This window comes from Microbacterium sp. p3-SID336, from assembly GCF_025143365.1.
Lineage (GTDB): Bacteria > Actinomycetota > Actinomycetes > Actinomycetales > Microbacteriaceae > Microbacterium.
Genome location: NZ_JALXPE010000020.1, coordinates 12,432 through 31,924 on the forward strand (window position 1 = coordinate 12,432; position 19,493 = coordinate 31,924).

Annotated in this window: 21 protein-coding genes and 1 tRNA gene; 14 read left to right on the forward strand and 8 right to left on the reverse strand. The window is 71.0% G+C overall.

The window, feature by feature from the left end; genetic code table 11:
• Positions 1 to 22: 22 nt before the first annotated feature.
• Positions 23 to 1,066 (forward strand): methionine ABC transporter ATP-binding protein, encoded by a 1,044-nt coding sequence (locus M3C17_RS07695; protein WP_259977055.1) that lies wholly within the window; start codon positions 23 to 25, stop codon positions 1,064 to 1,066.
• A complete protein-coding gene (locus tag M3C17_RS07700; protein ID WP_259977056.1) occupies positions 1,066 to 1,725 on the forward strand; it encodes a methionine ABC transporter permease in 660 nt (219 codons plus the stop codon). Before M3C17_RS07695 ends, M3C17_RS07700 begins: the two co-directional genes overlap by 1 nt.
• A 21-nt stretch (positions 1,726 to 1,746) precedes the next feature.
• Here the strand turns inward: M3C17_RS07700 and M3C17_RS07705 are convergent, their stop codons facing one another.
• Positions 1,747 to 2,670, reverse strand: a complete 924-nt coding sequence (locus M3C17_RS07705) for a pseudouridine synthase (RefSeq protein ID WP_259977057.1) — start codon at positions 2,668 to 2,670, stop codon at positions 1,747 to 1,749.
• Positions 2,671 to 2,749: 79 nt separating this feature from the next.
• Positions 2,750 to 3,499 carry an SDR family oxidoreductase gene (locus tag M3C17_RS07710; protein WP_259977058.1) on the reverse strand — a complete coding sequence of 250 codons (750 nt, stop codon included), beginning with the start codon at positions 3,497 to 3,499 and terminating at the stop codon, positions 2,750 to 2,752.
• A gap of 62 nt (positions 3,500 to 3,561) precedes the next feature.
• Here M3C17_RS07710 and M3C17_RS07715 point away from each other — a divergent pair, with 62 nt between their 5' ends.
• On the forward strand, positions 3,562 to 4,056 hold the full coding sequence (locus M3C17_RS07715; RefSeq protein ID WP_259977060.1) for an Rrf2 family transcriptional regulator: 495 nt from the start codon (positions 3,562 to 3,564) through the stop codon (positions 4,054 to 4,056).
• Positions 4,057 to 4,114: 58 nt separating this feature from the next.
• Here M3C17_RS07715 and M3C17_RS07720 read toward each other — a convergent pair whose 3' ends face one another.
• Together M3C17_RS07720 and M3C17_RS07725 are read right to left on the reverse strand one after the other, a co-directional pair.
• Positions 4,115 to 4,609, reverse strand: a complete 495-nt coding sequence (locus M3C17_RS07720) for a MarR family winged helix-turn-helix transcriptional regulator (RefSeq protein WP_259977061.1) — start codon at positions 4,607 to 4,609, stop codon at positions 4,115 to 4,117.
• A complete protein-coding gene (locus tag M3C17_RS07725; RefSeq protein ID WP_259977063.1) occupies positions 4,606 to 5,118 on the reverse strand; it encodes a GNAT family N-acetyltransferase in 513 nt (170 codons plus the stop codon). Before M3C17_RS07725 ends, M3C17_RS07720 begins: the two co-directional genes overlap by 4 nt.
• 135 nt (positions 5,119 to 5,253) lie before the next feature.
• Here M3C17_RS07725 and M3C17_RS07730 point away from each other — a divergent pair.
• The 6 genes from M3C17_RS07730 to M3C17_RS07755 all read left to right on the forward strand — a co-directional run bounded on the left by M3C17_RS07730 (position 5,254) and on the right by M3C17_RS07755 (position 10,837).
• Positions 5,254 to 5,325: transfer RNA gene (locus tag M3C17_RS07730), tRNA-Gln, on the forward strand.
• Between the two features lies 1 nt (position 5,326).
• Positions 5,327 to 6,757, forward strand: a complete 1,431-nt coding sequence (gene glmU, locus M3C17_RS07735; protein ID WP_259977064.1) for a bifunctional UDP-N-acetylglucosamine diphosphorylase/glucosamine-1-phosphate N-acetyltransferase GlmU — start codon at positions 5,327 to 5,329, stop codon at positions 6,755 to 6,757.
• Between the two features lie 7 nt (positions 6,758 to 6,764).
• Positions 6,765 to 7,799, forward strand: a complete 1,035-nt coding sequence (locus tag M3C17_RS07740) for a ribose-phosphate diphosphokinase (protein WP_259977065.1) — start codon at positions 6,765 to 6,767, stop codon at positions 7,797 to 7,799.
• An 81-nt stretch (positions 7,800 to 7,880) separates the two neighbouring features.
• Positions 7,881 to 8,354 carry an FMN-binding protein gene (locus tag M3C17_RS07745; RefSeq protein WP_259977066.1) on the forward strand — a complete coding sequence of 158 codons (474 nt, stop codon included), beginning with the start codon at positions 7,881 to 7,883 and terminating at the stop codon, positions 8,352 to 8,354.
• A 15-nt stretch (positions 8,355 to 8,369) separates the two neighbouring features.
• Positions 8,370 to 9,266: an FAD:protein FMN transferase gene (locus M3C17_RS07750; protein ID WP_259977067.1), complete on the forward strand. Its 897-nt coding sequence runs from the start codon at positions 8,370 to 8,372 to the stop codon at positions 9,264 to 9,266.
• Positions 9,263 to 10,837: an FAD-dependent oxidoreductase gene (locus M3C17_RS07755; protein WP_259977068.1), complete on the forward strand. Its 1,575-nt coding sequence runs from the start codon at positions 9,263 to 9,265 to the stop codon at positions 10,835 to 10,837. The genes M3C17_RS07750 and M3C17_RS07755 overlap by 4 nt, the downstream gene beginning before the upstream one ends.
• On the opposite strand, the gene M3C17_RS07760 is transcribed toward M3C17_RS07755, so the two are convergent.
• Positions 10,831 to 12,324, reverse strand: a complete 1,494-nt coding sequence (locus tag M3C17_RS07760) for a cell wall metabolism sensor histidine kinase WalK (RefSeq protein ID WP_259977069.1) — start codon at positions 12,322 to 12,324, stop codon at positions 10,831 to 10,833. The genes M3C17_RS07755 and M3C17_RS07760 overlap by 7 nt on opposite strands.
• Before the next feature lie 26 nt (positions 12,325 to 12,350).
• Positions 12,351 to 13,079 (reverse strand): response regulator transcription factor, encoded by a 729-nt coding sequence (locus tag M3C17_RS07765; RefSeq protein ID WP_259977070.1) that lies wholly within the window; start codon positions 13,077 to 13,079, stop codon positions 12,351 to 12,353.
• Positions 13,080 to 13,183: 104 nt separating this feature from the next.
• Between M3C17_RS07765 and M3C17_RS07770 the strand changes: the two genes are divergently transcribed.
• Entirely contained in the window at positions 13,184 to 14,434 is a 1,251-nt protein-coding gene (locus M3C17_RS07770; protein ID WP_259977071.1) for an FAD-binding oxidoreductase, read from the forward strand.
• Between the two features lie 159 nt (positions 14,435 to 14,593).
• On the opposite strand, the gene gndA is transcribed toward M3C17_RS07770, so the two are convergent.
• Entirely contained in the window at positions 14,594 to 16,048 is a 1,455-nt protein-coding gene (gene gndA / locus M3C17_RS07775; RefSeq protein ID WP_259977073.1) for an NADP-dependent phosphogluconate dehydrogenase, read from the reverse strand.
• Between the two features lie 195 nt (positions 16,049 to 16,243).
• Between gndA and M3C17_RS07780 the strand changes: the two genes are divergently transcribed.
• Positions 16,244 to 17,269: a D-2-hydroxyacid dehydrogenase gene (locus tag M3C17_RS07780; RefSeq protein ID WP_396819851.1), complete on the forward strand. Its 1,026-nt coding sequence runs from the start codon at positions 16,244 to 16,246 to the stop codon at positions 17,267 to 17,269.
• A 14-nt stretch (positions 17,270 to 17,283) separates the two neighbouring features.
• Entirely contained in the window at positions 17,284 to 17,778 is a 495-nt protein-coding gene (locus tag M3C17_RS07785; RefSeq protein ID WP_259977076.1) for a gluconokinase, read from the forward strand.
• A 40-nt stretch (positions 17,779 to 17,818) separates the two neighbouring features.
• Here the strand turns inward: M3C17_RS07785 and M3C17_RS07790 are convergent, their stop codons facing one another.
• A complete protein-coding gene (locus M3C17_RS07790; RefSeq protein ID WP_259977077.1) occupies positions 17,819 to 17,944 on the reverse strand; it encodes a hypothetical protein in 126 nt (41 codons plus the stop codon).
• Positions 17,945 to 18,168: 224 nt separating this feature from the next.
• Between M3C17_RS07790 and M3C17_RS07795 the strand changes: the two genes are divergently transcribed.
• Positions 18,169 to 18,783, forward strand: coding sequence for a 50S ribosomal protein L25/general stress protein Ctc (locus M3C17_RS07795; protein WP_259977078.1), 615 nt, complete (start codon positions 18,169 to 18,171; stop codon positions 18,781 to 18,783).
• A gap of 96 nt (positions 18,784 to 18,879) precedes the next feature.
• Positions 18,880 to 19,461 carry an aminoacyl-tRNA hydrolase gene (pth, locus tag M3C17_RS07800; protein ID WP_259977079.1) on the forward strand — a complete coding sequence of 194 codons (582 nt, stop codon included), beginning with the start codon at positions 18,880 to 18,882 and terminating at the stop codon, positions 19,459 to 19,461.
• Positions 19,462 to 19,493: the final 32 nt, after the last annotated feature.

The window sequence follows — 19,493 nt, forward strand, 5'->3', positions numbered from 1 at the left end:
GAGAACCAGACCGGAGCACCCCATGCCGATCGTCACTCTGACGAACGTGTCGAAGACCTACCCCTCCCGCCACCCCGGGGATCCCGACGTGGTGGCCGTCGACGACGTGACCCTCTCGATCGAGAAGGGGGACGTGTTCGGCATCATCGGCTACTCCGGGGCAGGCAAGTCGACCCTGGTGCGGCTCATCAACGCGCTGGAGCCGGCGACGGGAGGCTCGATCACGGTCGACGGCGTCGACATCACCACGCTCAAGGAGAGCGAGCTGCGGCGGGTGCGCGGCGGCATCGGCATGATCTTCCAGCAGTTCAACCTGTTCTCCTCGCGGAGCGTGAAGGCCAACATCGCCTATCCGCTGAAGCTGGCCGGGTGGTCCAAGCCCGACATCGAGGAGCGGGTCGCCGAGCTGCTGTCGTTCGTCGGGCTCTCGGACAAGGCGAAGGCCTACCCCGAGCAGCTGTCGGGCGGCCAGAAGCAGCGGGTCGGCATCGCCCGCGCGCTGGCCACGAAGCCCGCGATCCTGCTCGCCGACGAGGCCACGAGTGCGCTCGACCCGCAGACCACACACGAGGTGCTCGACCTGCTGGGGCGTGTGAACCGCGAGCAGGGAGTGACGATCGTCGTCATCACGCACGAGATGGACGTGATCCAGACCATCGCGACCAGGGTCGCCGTGATGGAGAACGGCCGCGTCATCGAGCAGGGGGACGTGTTCGACGTGTTCTCGGCGCCGCAGAACCCGGCGTCTCAGCGCTTCGTCGGGACGGTCGTGAAGGGGGTGCCGTCGCCGTCCGAGCTCGCCGTCCTGCGCGAACGGCATCGCGGGCGCCTGGTCACCTTCTCCTTCCGCGACGGCGACTCCTCGCAAGCGCAGGTGTTCCTCGACCTCGCCTCCGCCGGCCTGGACTTCGAACTCGTGTACGGCGGCATCAACGACATCCGCGGGCGCGCGTTCGGGCACCTCACGCTCGCGATCCGCGGTGACGCCGCCGCGATCGACCGGGCACTCGCCGGCATCGCCGAACGCGTCGAAGTGACCGAGATCGCCGGAGAGGAGGCCCGCTGATGGATCGTCTGAACGAACTGTGGCCGGAGTTCTGGAAGGCCGCGCTGGAGACGCTCTACATGGCGTCGTTCGCTCTCGTGCTCGGTGGCATCCTGGGACTCGCGATCGGCATCATCCTCTATGTCACACGCGACGGTGGGCTGCTGCAGAACCGCGTCGTCTCCGTGATCGTGAACCTCGGGGTCAACTTCTTCCGCCCCATCCCGTTCGTCATCTTCATGGCCGTGGCGCAGCCGTTCGCGCGTCTCGTCGTCGGCTCCGGCATCGGCACCACGGCCGGGGCCTTCATCATCGGTCTCGCGGCGGCGTTCGCGATCGGCCGCATCGTCGAGCAGCACCTCGTGTCGGTGTCGCCGGGCGTGATCGAGGCGGCCAGGGCCATGGGCGCCGGCCCCTGGCGCATCCTGTTCACGGTCGCGATCCCGGAGTCGCTGGGACCGCTCATCCTCGGGTACACGTTCATCGTGGTGGCGCTGATCGACATGACCGCGATGGCCGGACTCATCGGCGGCGGCGGGCTCGGAGCCTTCGCGCAGATCTACGGCTTCCGCCAGTTCGAGCCGATCGTGATGTGGGCGGCGATCATCCTCATCGTGGTGTTCGTGCACCTCGTGCAGTTGCTGGGCACGAGGCTCGCCCGCAGGATCATGCGCCGCTGAGCGCGTGCGCGCGGGCCCGGCTCAGCGTTCCGGGGCCTCCTGCAGACTGCGGCGTGTGCGGAACACCCGCTCCTCGCCGCTCAGCGGGTCCGTGAAGCGCAGCTCGCGGGCGAGCAGCTGCAGCGGCCGGGAGAAGTCGTCCGGCTGCTCGGGGAGGAGCTCGGGGTAGAAGCCGTCGTGGAGAATGCCGAGCCCGAGCCCCGCGAGGTGCACGCGCAGCTGGTGCATCTTCCCGCTGTGCGGTCGCAGCAGCGTGTGCACGACGCGGTCGTCGGCGGCGATCACGTCGATGAGGGTCTCGGAGTTCGGCTCTCTGGTCGCGTCGACCTGCACGCGCACCTCGCCTCGTCGCTTCTCGATGTGCGTGCGGTAGACCAGCGGGTACCGCGCCGCATCCCAGTCGGCGGGTCGCGCTGACACGGCCTCGTACACCTTCTCGACCCGCCGGTTCTCGAACAGCAGCTGATAGGCGCCGCGGGTGGCCGGGCGTGTGGAGAACATCAGCAGACCGGCGGTCGCCCGGTCGAGGCGGTGGATCGGCGTGAGGTCCGGGATGCCGAGCCGGTTCCGCAGTCGCACGAGGGTCGAGTTCTGCAGGTACTTGCCGCCCGGCGTGGTGGGCAGGAAGTGCGGCTTGTCCACGACCACCAGGTGCTCGTCCTGGTGCAGGATCTCCACGGTGAAGGGGATCTCCCGCTCCACGGGCGGTTCCCGGTAGTACCAGACGAACTCGGCCGCCCCGAGCGGCGTGTCCCGACGCAGCGGGGTGCCGTCGCGGGCCACGATCTCGCCGCGGTCGAACCGCACGAGCAGGCGCTCCGGGTCCAGGTGGAAGAACCGCTCGACCATGTAGTCGGCGATGGTGGGCCAGGTCCCGGTCAGCGGCACGTGCAGCCGCGTCGCGCCGACGCCGTCGCGCACGGGGAGCGGAGAGGGCATGCCCATGGATCGGCCTTCGGGTGAGGGGCGCAGTGCGCGAGCGGGAACCCCTCCACCCTAGGTGACCGGGGTGGTGCTGCCGCTGTCAGGCGGCCCCGGACGCGATCCAGTCGTCGAACGAGATGGCGGCCAGGCGGGCCCCCGGTGCGGGCAGCAGCACCTCGCCGGCGAACTCGACTCCGAGGGCGGCGCCGGCCCACGAGGCGCGCAGGGGCAGGGTGCTGCCGCGAGCGGCGAGGGTGCGCCGCGCCATGTCCACGGCGTCCTCCGTCCGGGGTCCCGCGACGTCGAACGAGCCGCCGACGGGTGCGCCCTCCGCGGCGTCGACGAGCGCGAGGGCGACGTCGGCGGGGGCGATCGGCTGCAGGAGCAGCGGTGGCACCACGCCCTCGCCGTCGACGATGGACCACTCGGCGATCATGGCCGGGAAGTCGTGGAACTGCGTGGCGCGCACGATCGTGTACGGCACGGTGCCGCGGGCGACCTCCCGCTCCTGGGCGCGCTTGCCGAAGTAGTGGGGGTTGCCCTGGACGCGGTCGAGGGCGGCGATGGACAGGGCCACGTGATGCGCGACCCCGGTGGCGGTCTCCGCGGCCAGCAGGTTCCGCGTGGCGGTGGCGAACACCTCTTCCGCCTCCGCGACGTCCGCGACCGGCGGGTTGCTCGCGTCGATCAGGGCGTCGACGCCGTCGAGCCGTGGGATGAGACCCTCGCCGGTGCGCAGGTCGACACCCTCGCCACGGCTGAGCGACACCGCCTCATGCCCTCGTCGCCGAGCCTCCTCCACCACGAGTCGACCGATCCGTCCTGTTCCGCCTGCTACCGCGATGCGCATGTGCCACTCCTAATCATGGATATTGTGTGTCCACAATAGGAGCCCGTGGGTACGATGGGCAAGTGAAACTTCCCGAGACCTCGGAGTGGGTGCTGCACACCGTCGCCGTGATCGCGCAGCTCCCCGCGGGATCGACCGTGTCCGGCGCACAGCTCGCCGAGCACTTCGGGGTGCCGGGGCCGTATCTCTCCAAGCAGCTCGCGAAGCTGGTGCGCGCGGGGGTCCTCACCGGCAGCACCGGACCCCGTGGCGGATTCCGGCTCGCGCGCGACCCCGGGGCGATCAGCATCCTCGACCTCGTGACCGCGGTCGACGGCGCCGCAGACCCCTACGTGTGCCGCGAGCTCCGGCAGCAGGGGCGCGGCGCCGCGCGGCCGGAGGACTGCACGCGCCCGTGCGGCCTCGCCGTGGTCATGCGCCAGGCGCACGAGGCCTGGCGCGCATCGCTGGCGGGCGTGACGGTGGCCGAGGTGGTCGCGACGCTGCCCGCGAGCGTTCTCGAGAAGAACCGCCGGCTGCTCCTCGGCGAGGGAGTGACCGAGCCGCTGAGCCGCTGAACCGCAGAGCCGCTGAGCCGCAGAGCCGCTGAGCCGCTGAGCCGTCGCGCCCGTCCGGTCAGGCGTCGAAGCTCAGGCTGAGCTTCCGCAGCAGGGCGGCCAGCCGCTCCCGGTCGGCGCGGGAGAGCGCGCGCAGCAGCTCGGCCTCCGCGTCCACCAGGCGGGTGATCGCGGCGTCCACGCGCATGCGCCCGTCGTCGGTCAGGGTCACCAGTACGCTCCGCCCGTCGCCCGGATCCGCCTCCCTGCGCACGAAGCGCCGGCCCACGAGCCGATCGATCCGGTTGGTCATGGTCCCGCTCGACACGAGGGTCTGCTGCAGCAGCTGCTTCGGCGACAGCTGGAACGGCGTGCCGGCGCGGCGCAGCGCCGACAGCACGTCCCACTCCCACGGCTCGAGGTCGCTGCGGCGGAACACCTCTCGGCGGGCGCGGTCGAGGTGGCGCGAGAGGCGGTCCATGCGCGACAGCACCTCGAGGGGGGAGAAGTCGAGGTCGGGACGCTGTGTGTTCCACGCGCCGACGATCCGGTCGACCTCATCCACCTCGCTCATCCGTTCATTATCGCGTGCGACGGCTCCGGTGCGGCGGAGCTGTATGGCAGCTCCAGGGTCAGGAACGCACTGTGCGGATCGGGCAGGTAGCGGCCGAACGCCTCGCACTCCCGGAAGCCTGCGGCGGCGTAGAGTGTGCGCGCGGGCAGGAAGAACTCGTCGCGACCCGTCTCCAGCGACACCCTGGTGACGCCGCGTGCCACGGCGTCGTCGAGCAGGAAGCGGACCAGCGTGCGGCCGAGACCGCGCCCGCGCATGGACGGGTCGATGCGCATCGACTTCAGCTCCTCGTGCTGCGGCTCCACGACGACCAGGGCCCCGGTTGCCACGATGCGGCCGTCGACAGTGCCGGCGAAGAGGCGCGCACCGGCCCTGAGCAGTCCGTCGAGCGGCAGGGCGTGCTGGCTCTCCGGCGGCGCGGTGCCCACCATCTCCGCGTGATGGGCGGCGATGAAGGCCTCGAGCTCGGGCGTGGCGGCGTGGACCCTGTCGATCGCGATGGCACTCATGGCATCAGCTTCCCAGACCCGTGTTTCGTGCGGATGACACCGCGCCCGCCCGCGGGGGCGGCGGCGCGCACGCACACCGGAACACGAGCGGGGGCATGGCAGACTTGTCGGGCGGCGCCCACGCGGGTGCCGCGGTCCGCCGTGGTGTAATGGCAGCACGACAGCCTTTGGAGCTGTGAGGTCTAGGTTCGAGTCCTGGCGGCGGAGCATGACTGGGAACAATCTCGCCATCATCGTCCTCGCCGCCGGCCAGGGCACCCGCATGAAGTCGCGCCTGCCGAAGGTGCTGCACCCGATCGGCGGGCGACCGCTCGTCGGGCACGTGCTCACCACGGCCACGCGGCTGCAGGCCGCCCACATCGAGGTGGTCGTGCGCCACGAGCGCGACCAGGTGGTGTCCGCGCTGACCGCCGACTACCCCGACGCCGTGTTCGTCGATCAGGACGACGTCCCCGGCACCGGGCGGGCCGTTCAGGTCGCGGTCGACGCGCTGCCCGAGGACTTCGACGGCGACGTGCTCGTGCTCTCGGGTGACTGCCCGCTCGCCGACGTGGACACGCTCTCCGCCTTCCTCGCCGAGCACCGGGCGTCCGGGGCCGCCGCCACGCTGATGACCGCTCTGGTGGACGATCCCACGGGCTACGGCCGCGTGATCCGCGACGCCGACGGCGACGTCGACCGCATCGTCGAGCAGAAGGATGCGAACGACGACGAGGCCGCGGTGCGCGAGATCAACGCCGGCATGTACGTGTTCCGCGCCTCCACGCTGCGCAGGTACCTGCCCCAGGTGGGCGTCGACAACGCGCAGGGCGAGATGTACCTGACCGACGTGCCCGGCCTGCTCCGTCGCGACGGCGACCGGGTCGCGGCCTCTGTCGTCGCCGACGTCGAGGTCACCTTCGGCGTCAACGACCGCGCCCAGCTCGCCGAGGTGGGTCGTCGGCTGAACGCTCGCATCGTGCGCCGCTGGCAGCTGGAGGGCGTCACGATCATCGACCCGGCGACCACGTGGATCGACGACGACGCGACGCTCGCTCCCGACGTCACGATCCTGCCGAACACCCAGATCCTGCGCGCGACCACGATCGCCGCCGGTGCCACCGTGGGCCCGGACACCACGCTCGTGGACTGCGAGGTGGGTGAGGACGCCGTGGTGCGGCGCACCGATGCGACCCTCGCGGTGATCGGCGCCAGGGCGACCGTGGGCCCGTTCTCCTTCCTGCGCGCGGGCACGGTCCTGGGCGCGGGCGGCAAGATCGGCGCGTACGTCGAGACGAAGAACGCCGAGATCGGCGAGGGCAGCAAGGTGCCGCACCTGTCGTACGTCGGCGATGCCACGATCGGCCGCGGCGTGAACCTCGGCGCCAGCACCATCACGGCCAACTACGACGACGTCCACAAGCACCGCACCGAGATCGGGGATGAGGTGCACACCGGCTCGCACACGGTCCTCGTCGCGCCCGTTAGGCTTGGTGCTGGTGCGAAGACCGGTGCCGGCGCCGTCGTCCGCAAGGACGTCCCCGCCGGTGCTCTGGCCATGAGCGTGGCCCCCCAGCGCAACGTCGAGGGGTGGGTCGAGAAGAACAGAGCAGGGACGGGAGCGGCGGATGCCGCTGCCCGGGAGAATTCGGCGGAATAGGCGGAGCATGGCGCGGAAGAAGAAGACGGTCGACCTGGATCGCGACAACGGGGTGGCCCCCGGGATCATCGCGAAGACCAAGAAGCGCCTCGTCGTCGCGGGCGGCCGTTCGCATCCCGAACTCACCGCCGCCGTCGCCGCCTCCCTCGGCACCGAGATCGCCCCCGTCGAGCACCGAACCTTCGCGTCCGGCGAGATCTACGCGCGTTTCGAGGTCTCCATCCGCGGCGTCGATCTCTTCCTCGTGCAGACCTTCGGCGAGCCGGTCAACGAGTGGCTCATGGAGACGCTCATCATGATCGACGCGGCCAAGCGCGCCTCGGCCAAGCGCATCACCGTGGTCGCACCGTACTATCCGTATTCGCGTCAGGACAAGAAGGGCCGCGGCCGTGAGCCGATCAGCGCCCGGCTCGTCGCCGATCTGCTGAAGACCGCCGGCGCCGACCGTGTGATGAGCGTCGACCTGCACGCGGCCCAGATCCAGGGCTTCTTCGACGGCCCCGTCGACCACCTGTTCGCGAAGCCCGTGCTGCTGGAGCACTTCCAGAGCACGCTGAGCGCTGAGGACCGCGAGATCCTCACCGTGGTCTCGCCCGACATGGGCCGCGTGCGCGTGGCCGACACCTGGTCGGACAGCCTCGGCGCGCCGCTCGCGATCATCCACAAGCGCCGCGACCCCAAGGTCGCCAACCAGGTCTCGGTGCACGAGATCGTCGGCACGGTCGAGGGGCGCACGTGCCTCCTGGTGGACGACATGATCGACACCGGCGGCACGATCGTGAAGGCGGCGCAGGCGCTCAAGGCCAACGGTGCGCACCGCGTGATCGTGGCGGCCACGCATGCGATCTTCAGCGACCCGGCGTCGGAGCGCCTGCAGGACGCGGCCATCGACGAGGTCGTGGTCACGGACACCATCCCGCTCAGCGAGTCGCGCCGGTGGGACAAGCTCACGATCCTCCCGATCGCGCCGCTGCTGGCCCGCGCGATCCACGAGGTGTTCGAGGACGGCTCCGTCACCAGCATGTTCGGCGGCGACGCCTGACGCATCGCCGCGGCACAGCCGGCGCATAGCCGGGATGCCTAGCGTCGGAGCAACGACCGACGCCGACCACGGAGGCCCCCCATGATCCGCACGACCGTCCCGACCCCCGTCCGCACCGGCTCCGCTCTGCTCGGGGTCGCGAGCCTCGTGCTCCTCGCCGGCTGCGCGTCCTCCGGCGGCACCGGCGGCGCCGAGGGAGGCGAGACCACCGGCTCCGGGTCGGCCACGTCGCAGTCGAGCGGCGGCGACGCGGCAGGCTCCTACGAGGACGGCACCTACACGGCCGAGGGCTCGTACCAGACGCCCGAGACGGTGGAGCAGATCTCGGTCACGCTCACTCTCGCCGACGGCGTGGTGACCGAGGTGGAGGTCACCGGTGACCCGCAGGCCCCGGAGACCGAGCGCTACCAGGGGCAGTTCATCGACGGCATCGACGACGAGGTCGTGGGCAAGCCGATCGATGAGCTGAACGTGAGCCGCGTGGCGGGCTCGTCGCTCACCAGCGGCGGCTTCAACGACGCGGTCGAGTCCATCAAGGAGCAGGCCGCGTCCTAGGGGCGGAGCCTCGTCATGGCGGGATGGCGGTTCGAGGCGATCGGGACGCACTGGGAGATCCAGACCAGTGCGCCGCTCACCGACGCGCTGCGGGCCGCGGTCGCCGCGGAGATCGAGCGGTTCGACCGCGAGTGGTCGCGATTCCGCACGGATTCGGACGTGACGCGCCTGGCGCGCACGGGCGGCGCGCTGGAGTCGCCCGACGCGGGCGCGATGCTCGACGCGTATCGGGAACTCGGCGCCGCGACGGGCGGCGCGGTCAACCCGCTCGTGGGGGAGAGCCTCGTCGCTCTCGGCTATGACGCGGACTACACGCTGAGACCCGCCGCGCCCGCACCCGCTCCCTCCGCCTGGACCGACCAGGTCGCGTGGACCGCCTCCGAGGTCGTGCTGAGCGCGCCGGCACTGCTGGACATCGGCGCCCTCGGCAAGGGTCGACTGGTCGACCGCGTGCTCCACGTGCTCGCGGAACTCCCCGGTGATGTCGTGGTCGATGCGGGCGGCGACATCCGCGTCCGCGGATCGAGCGTGCGCATCGGCCTGGAGCACCCGTACGACGCGACCAGGGCCATCGGGGTCGTCGAGCTGCGTGACGGCGCACTGTGTGCCTCGGCGGTGAATCGCAGAGCCTGGGGCGAGGGGCTGCACCACGTGCTCGACGCCCGGACGGGACTGCCGGTGCGCAGCTGGGCCGCGACCTGGGCGCTGGCTCCGGAGGCGATGACGGCCGATGCCGTCGCGACCGCCCTGTTCTTCGACGGCGGTCCGGTGCTCGCGGAGACCTGGGGCGTCGAGTGGGTGCGCATGAGCTCCGACGGCCGGGTGCAGCGCTCGCCGGGGTGCCCGGCCGAGCTGTTCGTCGCGAGTCCGTCGGCCCCGCGGCCACGGAGCAGGGGAGAGTGGACACCGTGATCACCGCATTCGCCGCCGCCCGACAGAGGGTCCTCGCCGTGCTGGGCTCGCTGTCGATGTACCGTCTCGTGCTGTTCGCGCTCGCCGCGCTGGCGCTCATCGCCCTCGTGCTCTCGCTGCTCGGGCTGCTCGTGTCGCCGACGCCGGTCGAGCTCGTCGTCTCGTTCGTCGTGCTGGCGGTCGTCATCTCGGCCGTCGACGCCGTCGCGCAGCGGATCCTCCGGCTGCCGTGGCGTATCGAGTCGTCTCTGGTGACGGCGCTGATCCTGCTGTTCGTGCTGCGGCCAGGGGTGGAGCCATCCGCGCTCCTGGGTCTCGCGATCGCCGGCGCGGTGGCCAGCGTGTCGAAGTACGTCATCGCCTGGCGCGGACGCCACATCCTGAACCCGGCTGCGTTCGGGGCGGCGGTCGTGTCGATCCTGGGGGCGTTCGGCGCCTTCGCCTGGCTCGGCACGTCGTCGTCGTGGTGGGTGGGGACGCCGGTCCTCGCCCTCCCGGTGGCGGTGCTGGGGCTGGCGGTGCTGTGGCGCACCGAGAAGGTCCGCGTGGTGCTCGTGTTCCTCGTGATCGCGGTGGCCGCCTCGGTCGTGCGGCAGGCGGTGCAGGCCGCGCAGTTCGACATCGGGTTCGACGTGCTGACCGCCCTGCAGCTCGCGGTGCTGCAGTCGCCGTTCCTCTTCCTCGGCGCCTTCATGCTGTCCGAGCCGCTCACGCTGCCGCCGCGCCGTCGTCAGCAGTACGCGGTCGCCGCGCTCGTCGGCCTGCTCGCGGGCTGGCCGCTCTCGGTGGCGGGCCTGTTCACGCTCGGGCAGGAGCGGGCACTGCTGATCGGCAACCTGCTCGCCTTCGCGTTCGCCCTGCGCGGCTCCGTGCGGCTCGTGCTGGAGCGGCGTGCGTTCGTCACCCCGACCGCGCAGGAGCTGACGTTCCGCGCGAAGGGGCGCGTGCGCTTCCTGGCGGGGCAGTACCTGGAGCTCGACGTGCCGCACCGTCACCCGGATGCTCGCGGCACGCGGCGCGAGTTCAGCATCGTGTCGGCGCCGGCCGATCTGCCCACGCTGCGCATCGCCTACAAGAACGGCGATCAGAAACAACCGTCCAGCTACAAGCGGGCTCTTGCGGCGGCCGAGCCGGGCGCGATGTTCGCGGTGACGGGCACGTGGGGCGATTTCGTGCTGCCGCGCGGGGATCAGCCCGTGCTGATGGTCGCGGCGGGAATCGGGGTGACGCCGTTCGTGTCGCAGCTGCGGCAGCTGCAGGCCACGGGGGTGCACCGAGACGTGGTGCTCGTCTACGTCGCGTCCGAGGCCGCCGAGCTCGCCTTCCGCGACGAGCTGGCGGCGACCGGGGTGCGCACCGTGGTGTTCACGCGCGACGAGCCGGCGCACCTTCCTGCGCACTGGACGTGGGCACAGGGCGCGCGACTGGACGCGGCGACGCTGGAGCGCGCGGTGCCCGACCTCGCGGCGCGCCACGCCTTCATCTCCGGACCACCGCGCCTGATCGCCGACCTCGCGCCTGCGCTGCAACAGGCGCGCAGCCTGACGACGGACGCGTTCGCGGGCTACTGACCCGCGGGATTCGGCGCGAGCGGGATCCGCACCGTGAAGGTCGTGTCGCCCGGCTCGCTGGCCACGTCGATGGTGCCGCGATGGCCCTCGACGATGGCCTTCACGATCGCGAGCCCGAGCCCGGTCCCTCCGGTCTGGCGCGCGCGCGAACTGTCCCCGCGGGCGAAGCGAGCGAACAGCTCCTCGCGGATGGCGGGGTCGATGCCCGGTCCGTCGTCGTGCACGCTGAGCACCGCGTGGTCGCCGTCCTGACGCACGCGCAGGGTCACGGTCGTGCCGGCGGGAGTGTGCGACCTGGCGTTGGCGAGCAGGTTCGCGACGACCTGATGCATGCGGCCGGCGTCGCCGAGGATCAGCACCGGCTCGTCCGGCACCTCGATGCTCCAGTGATGATCGGGGGCGGTGGGGCGGGCGTCGGACAGGCCCTCGAGGGCGAGCTGGGTGAGGTCGACCGTGCCGTACACCAGCTCCCGCCCTTCGTCGAGGCGTGCGAGCAGCAGCAGGTCCTCCACGAGCCTCGTCATGCGCAGAGACTGCGCCTGGATGCGCTCGAGCGAGGACGTGGTGCCGGCGATGGCCTCCGGGGCCTTGGCGGGATCGGCGGCGGAGTCGGCCTGACGCAGAGCTCGCAGGGAGAGTTCGGAGTAGCCGCGGATCGAGGCCAGGGGCGTGCGCAGTTCGTGGCTCGCGTCCGCCACGAACTGCCGCATCCGCTCCTCGTTGCGCTGTCGGGCGGCGAGGGAGGCGTCGACGTGGTCCAGCAGCTTGTTGAGGGCGGCGCCGACGAGCCCCGTCTCGGTCCGCGGGTCGGCTTCCGCGGCCGGCACCCGCTCCGTGATGCTCACCTCGCCGCGGTCGAGCTGCTGGTTCGCGACCCTGGTGGCCGTGGTGGCTACGGCCCGCAGCGGGCGCAGACTCACCCGGATCGTGATGGCGGTGGTCAGAGCGAGCAGGATCAGGCCGCCGCTCGTCGCGAGCACGATCACGGTCAGCAGCTGTGTCAGCTGGTTCTGGATCTCCGCGCGCGGCAGCCCGGTGACCACGACGACGTCGCGATCGACCGGCACGGCGACGACGCGGTACGAGCCGACGTCGGTGAGGGAGACCGTCGCGCGGGAGCCGTCGTTGAGCGCGATCAGGATCTCGGCGAGCTGCTGCCCGGTGAGCTTCTGCAGCGTGCCGGTCAGCTCCTCGCCGGAGGCGTTCGTCACGATGACCCCGCTCGTGCCGGTGATCGGACTGAGCACCGCGAAGAGGAGACCCGCAGAGGGGACGGAGGCGCCGCTCAGCACGTTCTGCGCCGTCGCGGTGGAGGGGTTGTATCCCTCTGCGCGCTGTGCGAGCTGATGCGCGTAGTTGCTCAGCTTCTGGTCGAGCTGGTCCTCCATCGTCTTGCCCAGCGTGGCGCTGGTGATGACGGCGACGATGACGAGGATCAGCGACACGAACCCGATCACGGCGGTCATCAGCCGTGTCTGCAGGCTCATGGGCCGCGCCGTCATCGTCGCTGGGCTCACTGCGGCGCCTTGATCATGTAGCCGACGCCGCGCACGGTGTGCAGCAGCGGCGTGCGTCCGGCGTCGATCTTCTTGCGCAGGTAGGAGATGTACAGCTCGACGACGGAGGACTTGCCGCCGAAGTCGTAGCTCCAGACACGGTCGAGGATCTGCGCCTTCGAGAGCACGCGGCGCTCGTTGCGCATGAGGTAGCGCAGCAGCTCGAACTCGGTCGCGGTGAGTTCGATCTCGACGCCGTCGCGCACGACCTCGTGGCTGTCCTCGTTGAGGGTGAGGTCGGCGACGCGCAGGATGGACTGTCCGTCGTCGGCGGTGGCGTGGCCGGTGCGACGGATGATCGCCCGCAGCCGGGCGATCACCTCCTCCAGGCTGAACGGCTTGGTGACGTAGTCGTCGCCGCCGGCGGTGAGCCCGGCGACCCGGTCGCCCACGGCGTCCTTCGCGGTGAGGAACAGCACAGGGACGAGGTTGCCCGCGTCGCGCAGCCGCTTGAGCACGGCCATGCCGTCCAGGTCGGGCATCATGATGTCGAGCACGAGGGCGTCCGGCTCGAACTCCTTGGCCACTTGGATGGCCTCCAGGCCGGAGGACGCGGTGCGCACCTCCCAGCCCTCCATCCGCAGGGCCATCGCGAGCAGGTCGGTGAGCATCTGCTCGTCGTCGACGGCGAGGATGCGCAGCGGGGAGCCGTCAGGACGGCGCAGGTCGGGAAGGTCGCTGGTCATAGCTCCCATTCTGCGGAATCTCCTATGTGATCTCTATGGAAACGGTTATGCATTTTCTGAGAGCTCCGGCCCCGGATGTCCGTGGCCGGGTCTACGGTGTGCTCATGGTCGACAGTGTCGAGATCCCTCCCACCCGTATCCACCGCCCCACCTCCGCTTCCGAGGTGGCCCGAATCATCCGCCAGGCCGCCGAGGAAGGCGTGCCGCTCACCGTCGTGTCCGGCGGGCACGGCCCCTGGTCGCATGCTCCGGCAGACGGCATCCGCCTCGAACTCGGCGAGCTCGCCGGGATCGAGGTCGACGGCACCCGCGTGCGCGTCGGCGGCGGCGCCGTCTGGGGCGAGGTGGCGGCGGCTCTCGCCCCGCACGGGCTGGCGCTCAGCTCCGGCGACACCGCGACCGTCGGCGTCGGCGGACTCACCCTCGGCGGCGGCATCGGCTGGATGGTCCGTGCCTGGGGCCTCGCGGTCGACCAACTGGTCGGCGCGCAGGTCGTGACCGCGAGTGGTGACGTCGTCGAGACCACGGCCGCGCAGCACCCCGAGCTGTTCTGGGCGCTGCGCGGGGGCGGGGGCAACTTCGGCGTCGTGACGCGGTTCGACTTCGAGGCTCACCGCCTGCCCGGCATCGCCTTCGCCGAGCTCGCCGTGGGGGAGGATGCCGCCGCGATGCTGCGCGCCGCGCGCGAACTGATGCGCGACGCCCCGCGCGAGCTCACCGTCACCTACATGGACGTGCCGCCCATGGACCCCAACGCGCCAGCTGGCGCGCGGCTGAGCGCCGTCTGGGCCGGCCCCGAGCCCGACAGGCTCGGCGCCGCGCTCGCACCGCTCGCCGCGCTCGAGGGTGTGCAGACCGAAATCAGCGAGCCCGCCTATCGAGACATCCTGATGGAGATGCCCGTTCCGGAGGGGGACGAGGCTCCCGCGCCTCCGGGGTTCATCGCCGCGAACGGACTCCTCCGCGACCTGGACGACGAGCTCGTCGGCCGCGTGGTCGCCTTCCGCCGCGAGTTCCCGGCCTCGGTCGTCTTCCTGCGCTCCCTCGGCGGTGCCTTCGCCGACGTGCCGGAGGAGGAGACGGCGTTCCCGGCGCGCGACGCCGCGTGGTTCGTCATGGTCGCGGCGATCGACATCCCGGGAATGCTCGACGACGATTCCCGGGCGAAGGCCGCGGCCGACGCCCAGCGGATCGTCGGCGGGCGCCTGGCGGAGTACAGCAACTTCGTCGACGCGGAGCGGCCGGAGACGGTCGCCGGGATGTACGCCGAGGCAAGCTACGCACGCCTGCGCGACGTGAAGCGGCAGTGGGACCCGCAGAACCTGTTCCGCCGCAACCACAACATCGCCGTCTGAGCCTCTGAGCTCTGAGCCTCTGAGCCTCTGAGCCTCTGAGTCGCGGCGCCCTGAGCCCTGAGCCTCTGAGCGCTATGCCTCCGTACTGCTGAGCGTTCGAGCCTCGCACACGAGGGCCCCGGAACCATGCGGTTCCGGGGCCCTCGGCGTCGACGCGGGTCAGTGCGTGTCTTCGGCCTCGATCTCGGTGCGGTCGCCGGACCACAGCGTGTGGAAGGTGCCTTCCTTGTCGATGCGCTTGTAGGTGTGCGCGCCGAAGAAGTCCCGCTGCCCCTGCACGAGCGCGGCCGGGAGGCGGTCGGCGCGGATGCCGTCGTAGTACGACAGCGACGAGGAGAATGCGGGGGCGGGGATCCCCGACTGTGCGGCGGTCACGACCACGCGCCGCCAGGCCGACTGGCCGCGGGTGAGCGCCTCGGCGAAGTACGGGGCCGTCATCAGCACCGGCAGGTCCGGGGTCGCGGCGTACGCGTCGGCGATGCGGTTGAGGAACTGCGCACGGATGATGCAGCCGCCGCGCCAGATCTTGGAGATCGCACCGAGGTCGATGTTCCAGCCGTACTCGGCAGCGCCGGCCCTGATCTCGTCGAAGCCCTGCGAGTACGCCACGATCTTCGAGGCGTACAGCGCGAGGCGCACGTCCTCGATGAAGGCGTCGACCTGATCGGCCGGGACGGTGAACTCCTCGTCGGGTCCGGGCAGGGACGCGGCCACGGCGCGCTGCTCGGGGTGCGACGACAGCGACCGCGCGAACGTGGCCTCGGCGATGCCGGAGACCGGCACGCCCAGCGAGAGCGCCGTCTGCACGGTCCACGCGCCGGTGCCCTTGGCTCCGGCCTGGTCCAGGATCACGTCGACCAACGGCTTCCCCGTCTCCGCATCCACCTGGCGGAGCACCTCTGCGGTGATCTCGATCAGGTACGACTCCAGTTCACCCCGGTTCCACTCCGCGAAGATCTCCGCGATCTCCGCCGGCGTCTTTCCGGTGCCGCGGCGGATCAGGTCGTAGGCCTCGGCGATGAGCTGCATGTCGGCGTACTCGATGCCGTTGTGCACCATCTTCACGAAGTGGCCCGCGCCGTCGTGACCGACATGGGTGACACAGGGCTCGCCCTCTGCCACGGCCGCGATCGACTTCAGGATCGGGCCGAGTGTGACCCACGACTCGTCCGAGCCGCCCGGCATGATCGAGGGGCCGGTGAGCGCGCCCTCCTCGCCGCCGGAGATGCCGGCGCCGACGAAGTTGATGCCGGTCTCACGGACCGCCTTCTCGCGCCGGATCGTGTCGGGGAAGTAGGCGTTCCCGCCGTCGACGATGATGTCGCCCGGCTCGAAGACCTCGACGAGGGAATCGATCACGGCGTCGGTCGGCGCCCCGGCCTTGACCATGATGATCGCCGTGCGCGGCTTCTGCAGCGAGTCAGCGAACTCCTGGTAGGTCCGCGCCGGGATGAAGCCGGCTTCGGGGTGCTCGTCGAGGAGGGTCTGCGTCTTCTCGTAGCTGCGGTTGAAGATCGCCACGGTGTTCCCCTCGCGGCTGGCGAGGTTGCGGGCGAGGTTCGACCCCATGACGGCGAGTCCGACGACTCCGATGTTCGCTGATGCTTCGGGCACAGAAGGCTCCTCGATCGGGAAGAAGGGTTGTCTTCAGCGTATCGCTGTGGGGTCCCCCGGCGCGCGCTCGTGTCGGGTCCCCGTCACACGCACCGCGTGAAGGCGGGGTCAGGGGACGCCGCCCCCTACGCTGGTCGGAGCAGTCGTGCGGAGGGAGTCGATGTGGGCGAGTCGGAGAAGAGGATTCGTGCGGTCGTGGCGGTGCCGCTCGCGGAGGAGCTGTGCCGACTGATCGAGGAGCGCGAGCCGCGCCTGGAGGTCGTGCGCGATCACACCCTGGTGCCGCCCATGCGGGGCCCGGCGGACTGGTCGGGCGACCCCGACTTCCGTCGCTCACCGGAGCAGCAGGCGGCCTATGACGCCATGGTGGATTCCGCCGACGTGCTGTTCGGAATCCCCGATGTCGATGCGGCGGCCCTCGCCCGCACGGTGGCGGCGAACCCGCGTCTGCGTTGGGTCATGACGACGGCGGCCGGCGGCGGCAGCACGGTGCAGGCCGCGGGACTGGATCGCGCGGCGCTGGACCGCATCGTCTTCACGACGAGTGCGGGCGTGCACGGCGGAACGCTGGCGGAGTTCGCCGTCTTCGCGGTGCTGGCCGGCGCGAAGGGGCTGCCGCGACTGCTCGCGGATCAGGGCGAGCGACGGTGGCCCGACCGCTGGGAGATGCGTCAGCTGGATGAGATGACGGTGCTGGTCGTCGGCCTGGGCGGTATCGGCGCCGAGTGCGCTCGGCGGTTCGACGCCCTGGGAGCGCGGGTCTGGGGCACGAGCCGCTCCGGCCGCGCGGTCGAGGGTGTGGAGCGGCTGATCGCGCCGGACGAACTGGTCGAGGTCGCGCCGCACGTGGATGCCCTCGTGGTGACGCTGCCCGGCACCGCGCAGACCAGGCACCTGATCGGCGAGGATGTCCTTGCGGCTGTGCGCCCCGGTGCCGTCGTGACCAACGTGGGCAGGGGAAGCGTGATCGACGAGCAGGCGCTGCTGCGAGCGCTCGACGACGGCCGGATCGCCTTCGCGGGGCTGGACGTCTTCGAGCAGGAACCGCTGCCCGCCGCGTCGCCGCTGTGGGCGCATCCCCGCGTGCTGGTCAGTCCGCACACCGCAGCGCTCAGCGCGAAGGAGGAGGAGCGCATCGCGCGTCGCTTCGCCGAGAACGCGACCCGGTTCCTCGACGGGCGGGAGCTGCGCGCGGTGGTCGACACGGTCGAGTTCTACTGAGCGGGTCCCGGACGATGAACAGCGTGCGGGTCGTCGTGATGGGCCCGAGCGGTGCGGGCAAGTCCACGATCGGCAGCGCGCTCGCCGAGGTGGTCGGCGCATGTTTCGTGGACGGCGACGACCTGCACCCCCTGACGAACGTCGACAAGATGAGGGCCGGGATCCCGCTCGATGACGAGGACCGGATGCCGTGGCTCGCCGAGGTGGGACGTGCGCTGCGGAGCGAGGAGCGGATCGTCGTCGCCTGCTCGGCGCTGCGACGCCGCTACCGGGAGGCGATCAGGGTCGAGGCGCCCGATGCGTTCTTCGTGGAGCTGAGCCTCGACCGCGAGGAGATCGCGAAGCGGCTGAGCGCGCGTGCCGAGCACTTCATGCCGCCGTCGCTGCTGGACTCGCAGCTCGCGGCTCTCGAGCCCCTCGCTGCAGACGAGAGAGGCGTGCGGGTCTCGGCGTCTGCCGCTCCCGCGCGCATCGTGGCCGAGATCAACGCCGCGCTGGCCGCGGACTGATCCCGTCGCACGGTGTCGTACCGTGCGACCCGGGGGGCGGTCAGTCCTTGCGGTAGCCCGAGCGACCGAGGGCGAAGAGCGCGGCGCCGGTGGCGACAGCGGCGCACAGGGTCATGGCGCCGATCAGCCAGAGGAGGACGTGCGAGAGGAAGGCTCCGTCGAGCATGGGGGTACTCCGAGTTTCTGCAGAAGGGACCGTGTCCTCAGCCTATCGGGTCATCCGGTACCATTGAGGCGTACCTCGGCGAGGGATGCTTCTGCGCGTGCGCAGACATCCGTGATCGACGCGGCGAAGCAAGCCCGGTGGCTTTCCTCACGCGTCCGCGTCCGAGTTCACAATTCCAAGACCACCGCGCGGCGCCTTCGCTGCGTGCCCCGAAGGAGAACCTCATGTCTGAAGACACCACGGTCCACGCCGAGCTGCGCAGCAGCTTCGGCAAGGGCTTCGCCCGCCGTCTGCGCGCCGCCGGCAAGATCCCCGCGGTCATCTACGGTCACGGCACCGAGCCCGTGCACGTGGCGCTTCCCGGCCACCAGGTCTCGCTCATCGTCCGTCGTGCCAACGCGCTTCTCGACCTCGACATCGAGGGCACGTCGCAGCTCGCCCTGGTGAAGGACGTCCAGAAGGACCCGGTGCACCAGATCATCGAGCACATCGACCTCCTGGTCGTGAGGAAGGGCGAGAAGGTCGCCATCGACGTGCCCGTGGTCGTCACCGGCGAGTCTGCTCCCGGCACCATCGTGAACCTCGACGCGACCACCATCCAGGTCGAGGCCGAGGCCACGCACATCCCCGAGCACATCGAGGTCTCCGTGGAGGGCCTCGAAGAGGGCGCTCACATCACCGCGGCCGACGTCACCCTGCCCAAGGGCTCGACGCTGCTGACCGACGGCGAGGTCCTCGTGGTCGCGATCGCCGTGCCGGCTGCGCCGGTCGAGGAGGAGACCGAGGCTGAGGCCGAGGGCGAGGCTCCCGCCGAGGCCGAGGAGGCCGCCGCGGAGTGATCTCCGCCTGCATCATCACGGAGGGGACGCGATCGGATCGCGTCCCCTCCGTCGTATCCTGACCCAGGGCGCGCCCAGGGCGAGAGAGGACGAGGAATGGCAGCCACGTGGCTCGTGGTCGGTCTCGGCAACCCGGGACCACGGTACGAGGCGACCCGTCACAACATCGGGCAGATGGTGGTCGATGAGCTCGCCGCACGTCGGGGGGAGGCATTCCGCGAGCACAAGGGCGGTGCCCGCGTCGTGGAGACGTGGCTGCGCCCCGGAGCGGACAAGCTGGTGCTGGCGAAGCCGAACACCTTCATGAACGTCTCCGGTACGCCGGTCGCCGCGCTGGCGCGGTTCTACTCCGTCCCGGCGGAGCGTGTCATCGTCGTGCACGACGAGCTGGACATCCCGTTCGACACGGTCAAGCTCAAGACCGGGGGAGGGCACGGCGGGCACAACGGCGTCCGCGATGTGGCGCGAGCGCTCACGACGGCGGACTTCCCGCGTGTGCGCGTGGGCATCGGGCGCCCCGCCGGGCGGCAGGATCCCGCGGACTGGGTCCTCGCCCCGTTCGGCAAGGAGGAGCGGCCGAACCTCCCGATCCTCGTCGGTGATGCCGCCGACGCGGTCGAGCTCCTCGTCGGAGAGGGGCTCCTGGCTGCACAGCAGAAGCACCACGCGCCGCGCTGACGACCACGGCGTCACCCGCGCGAGTCGTGTAC

What these genes read in the sequence shown, in the direction of transcription:
- M3C17_RS07710 (WP_259977058.1), bottom strand. Translation starts at nt 3,499, where the DNA reads ATGCGCATCGCGGTAGCAGGCGGAACAGGACGGATCGGTCGACTCGTG.
- M3C17_RS07790 (WP_259977077.1), bottom strand. Translation starts at nt 17,944, where the DNA reads ATGCTCGACGGAGCCTTCCTCTCGCACGTCCTCCTCTGGCTGATCGGC.
- M3C17_RS07770 (WP_259977071.1), top strand. Translation starts at nt 13,184, where the DNA reads ATGGTCGACAGTGTCGAGATCCCTCCCACCCGTATCCACCGCCCCACC.
- M3C17_RS07705 (WP_259977057.1), bottom strand. Translation starts at nt 2,670, where the DNA reads ATGGGCATGCCCTCTCCGCTCCCCGTGCGCGACGGCGTCGGCGCGACG.
- M3C17_RS07745 (WP_259977066.1), top strand. Translation starts at nt 7,881, where the DNA reads ATGATCCGCACGACCGTCCCGACCCCCGTCCGCACCGGCTCCGCTCTG.
- M3C17_RS07795 (WP_259977078.1), top strand. Translation starts at nt 18,169, where the DNA reads ATGTCTGAAGACACCACGGTCCACGCCGAGCTGCGCAGCAGCTTCGGC.
- M3C17_RS07695 (WP_259977055.1), top strand. Translation starts at nt 23, where the DNA reads ATGCCGATCGTCACTCTGACGAACGTGTCGAAGACCTACCCCTCCCGC.
- M3C17_RS07720 (WP_259977061.1), bottom strand. Translation starts at nt 4,609, where the DNA reads ATGAGCGAGGTGGATGAGGTCGACCGGATCGTCGGCGCGTGGAACACA.
- M3C17_RS07760 (WP_259977069.1), bottom strand. Translation starts at nt 12,324, where the DNA reads ATGAGCCTGCAGACACGGCTGATGACCGCCGTGATCGGGTTCGTGTCG.
- M3C17_RS07785 (WP_259977076.1), top strand. Translation starts at nt 17,284, where the DNA reads ATGAACAGCGTGCGGGTCGTCGTGATGGGCCCGAGCGGTGCGGGCAAG.
- M3C17_RS07765 (WP_259977070.1), bottom strand. Translation starts at nt 13,079, where the DNA reads ATGACCAGCGACCTTCCCGACCTGCGCCGTCCTGACGGCTCCCCGCTG.
- M3C17_RS07740 (WP_259977065.1), top strand. Translation starts at nt 6,765, where the DNA reads ATGGCGCGGAAGAAGAAGACGGTCGACCTGGATCGCGACAACGGGGTG.
- pth (WP_259977079.1), top strand. Translation starts at nt 18,880, where the DNA reads ATGGCAGCCACGTGGCTCGTGGTCGGTCTCGGCAACCCGGGACCACGG.
- M3C17_RS07700 (WP_259977056.1), top strand. Translation starts at nt 1,066, where the DNA reads ATGGATCGTCTGAACGAACTGTGGCCGGAGTTCTGGAAGGCCGCGCTG.
- M3C17_RS07750 (WP_259977067.1), top strand. Translation starts at nt 8,370, where the DNA reads ATGGCGGGATGGCGGTTCGAGGCGATCGGGACGCACTGGGAGATCCAG.
- M3C17_RS07725 (WP_259977063.1), bottom strand. Translation starts at nt 5,118, where the DNA reads ATGAGTGCCATCGCGATCGACAGGGTCCACGCCGCCACGCCCGAGCTC.
- glmU (WP_259977064.1), top strand. Translation starts at nt 5,327, where the DNA reads ATGACTGGGAACAATCTCGCCATCATCGTCCTCGCCGCCGGCCAGGGC.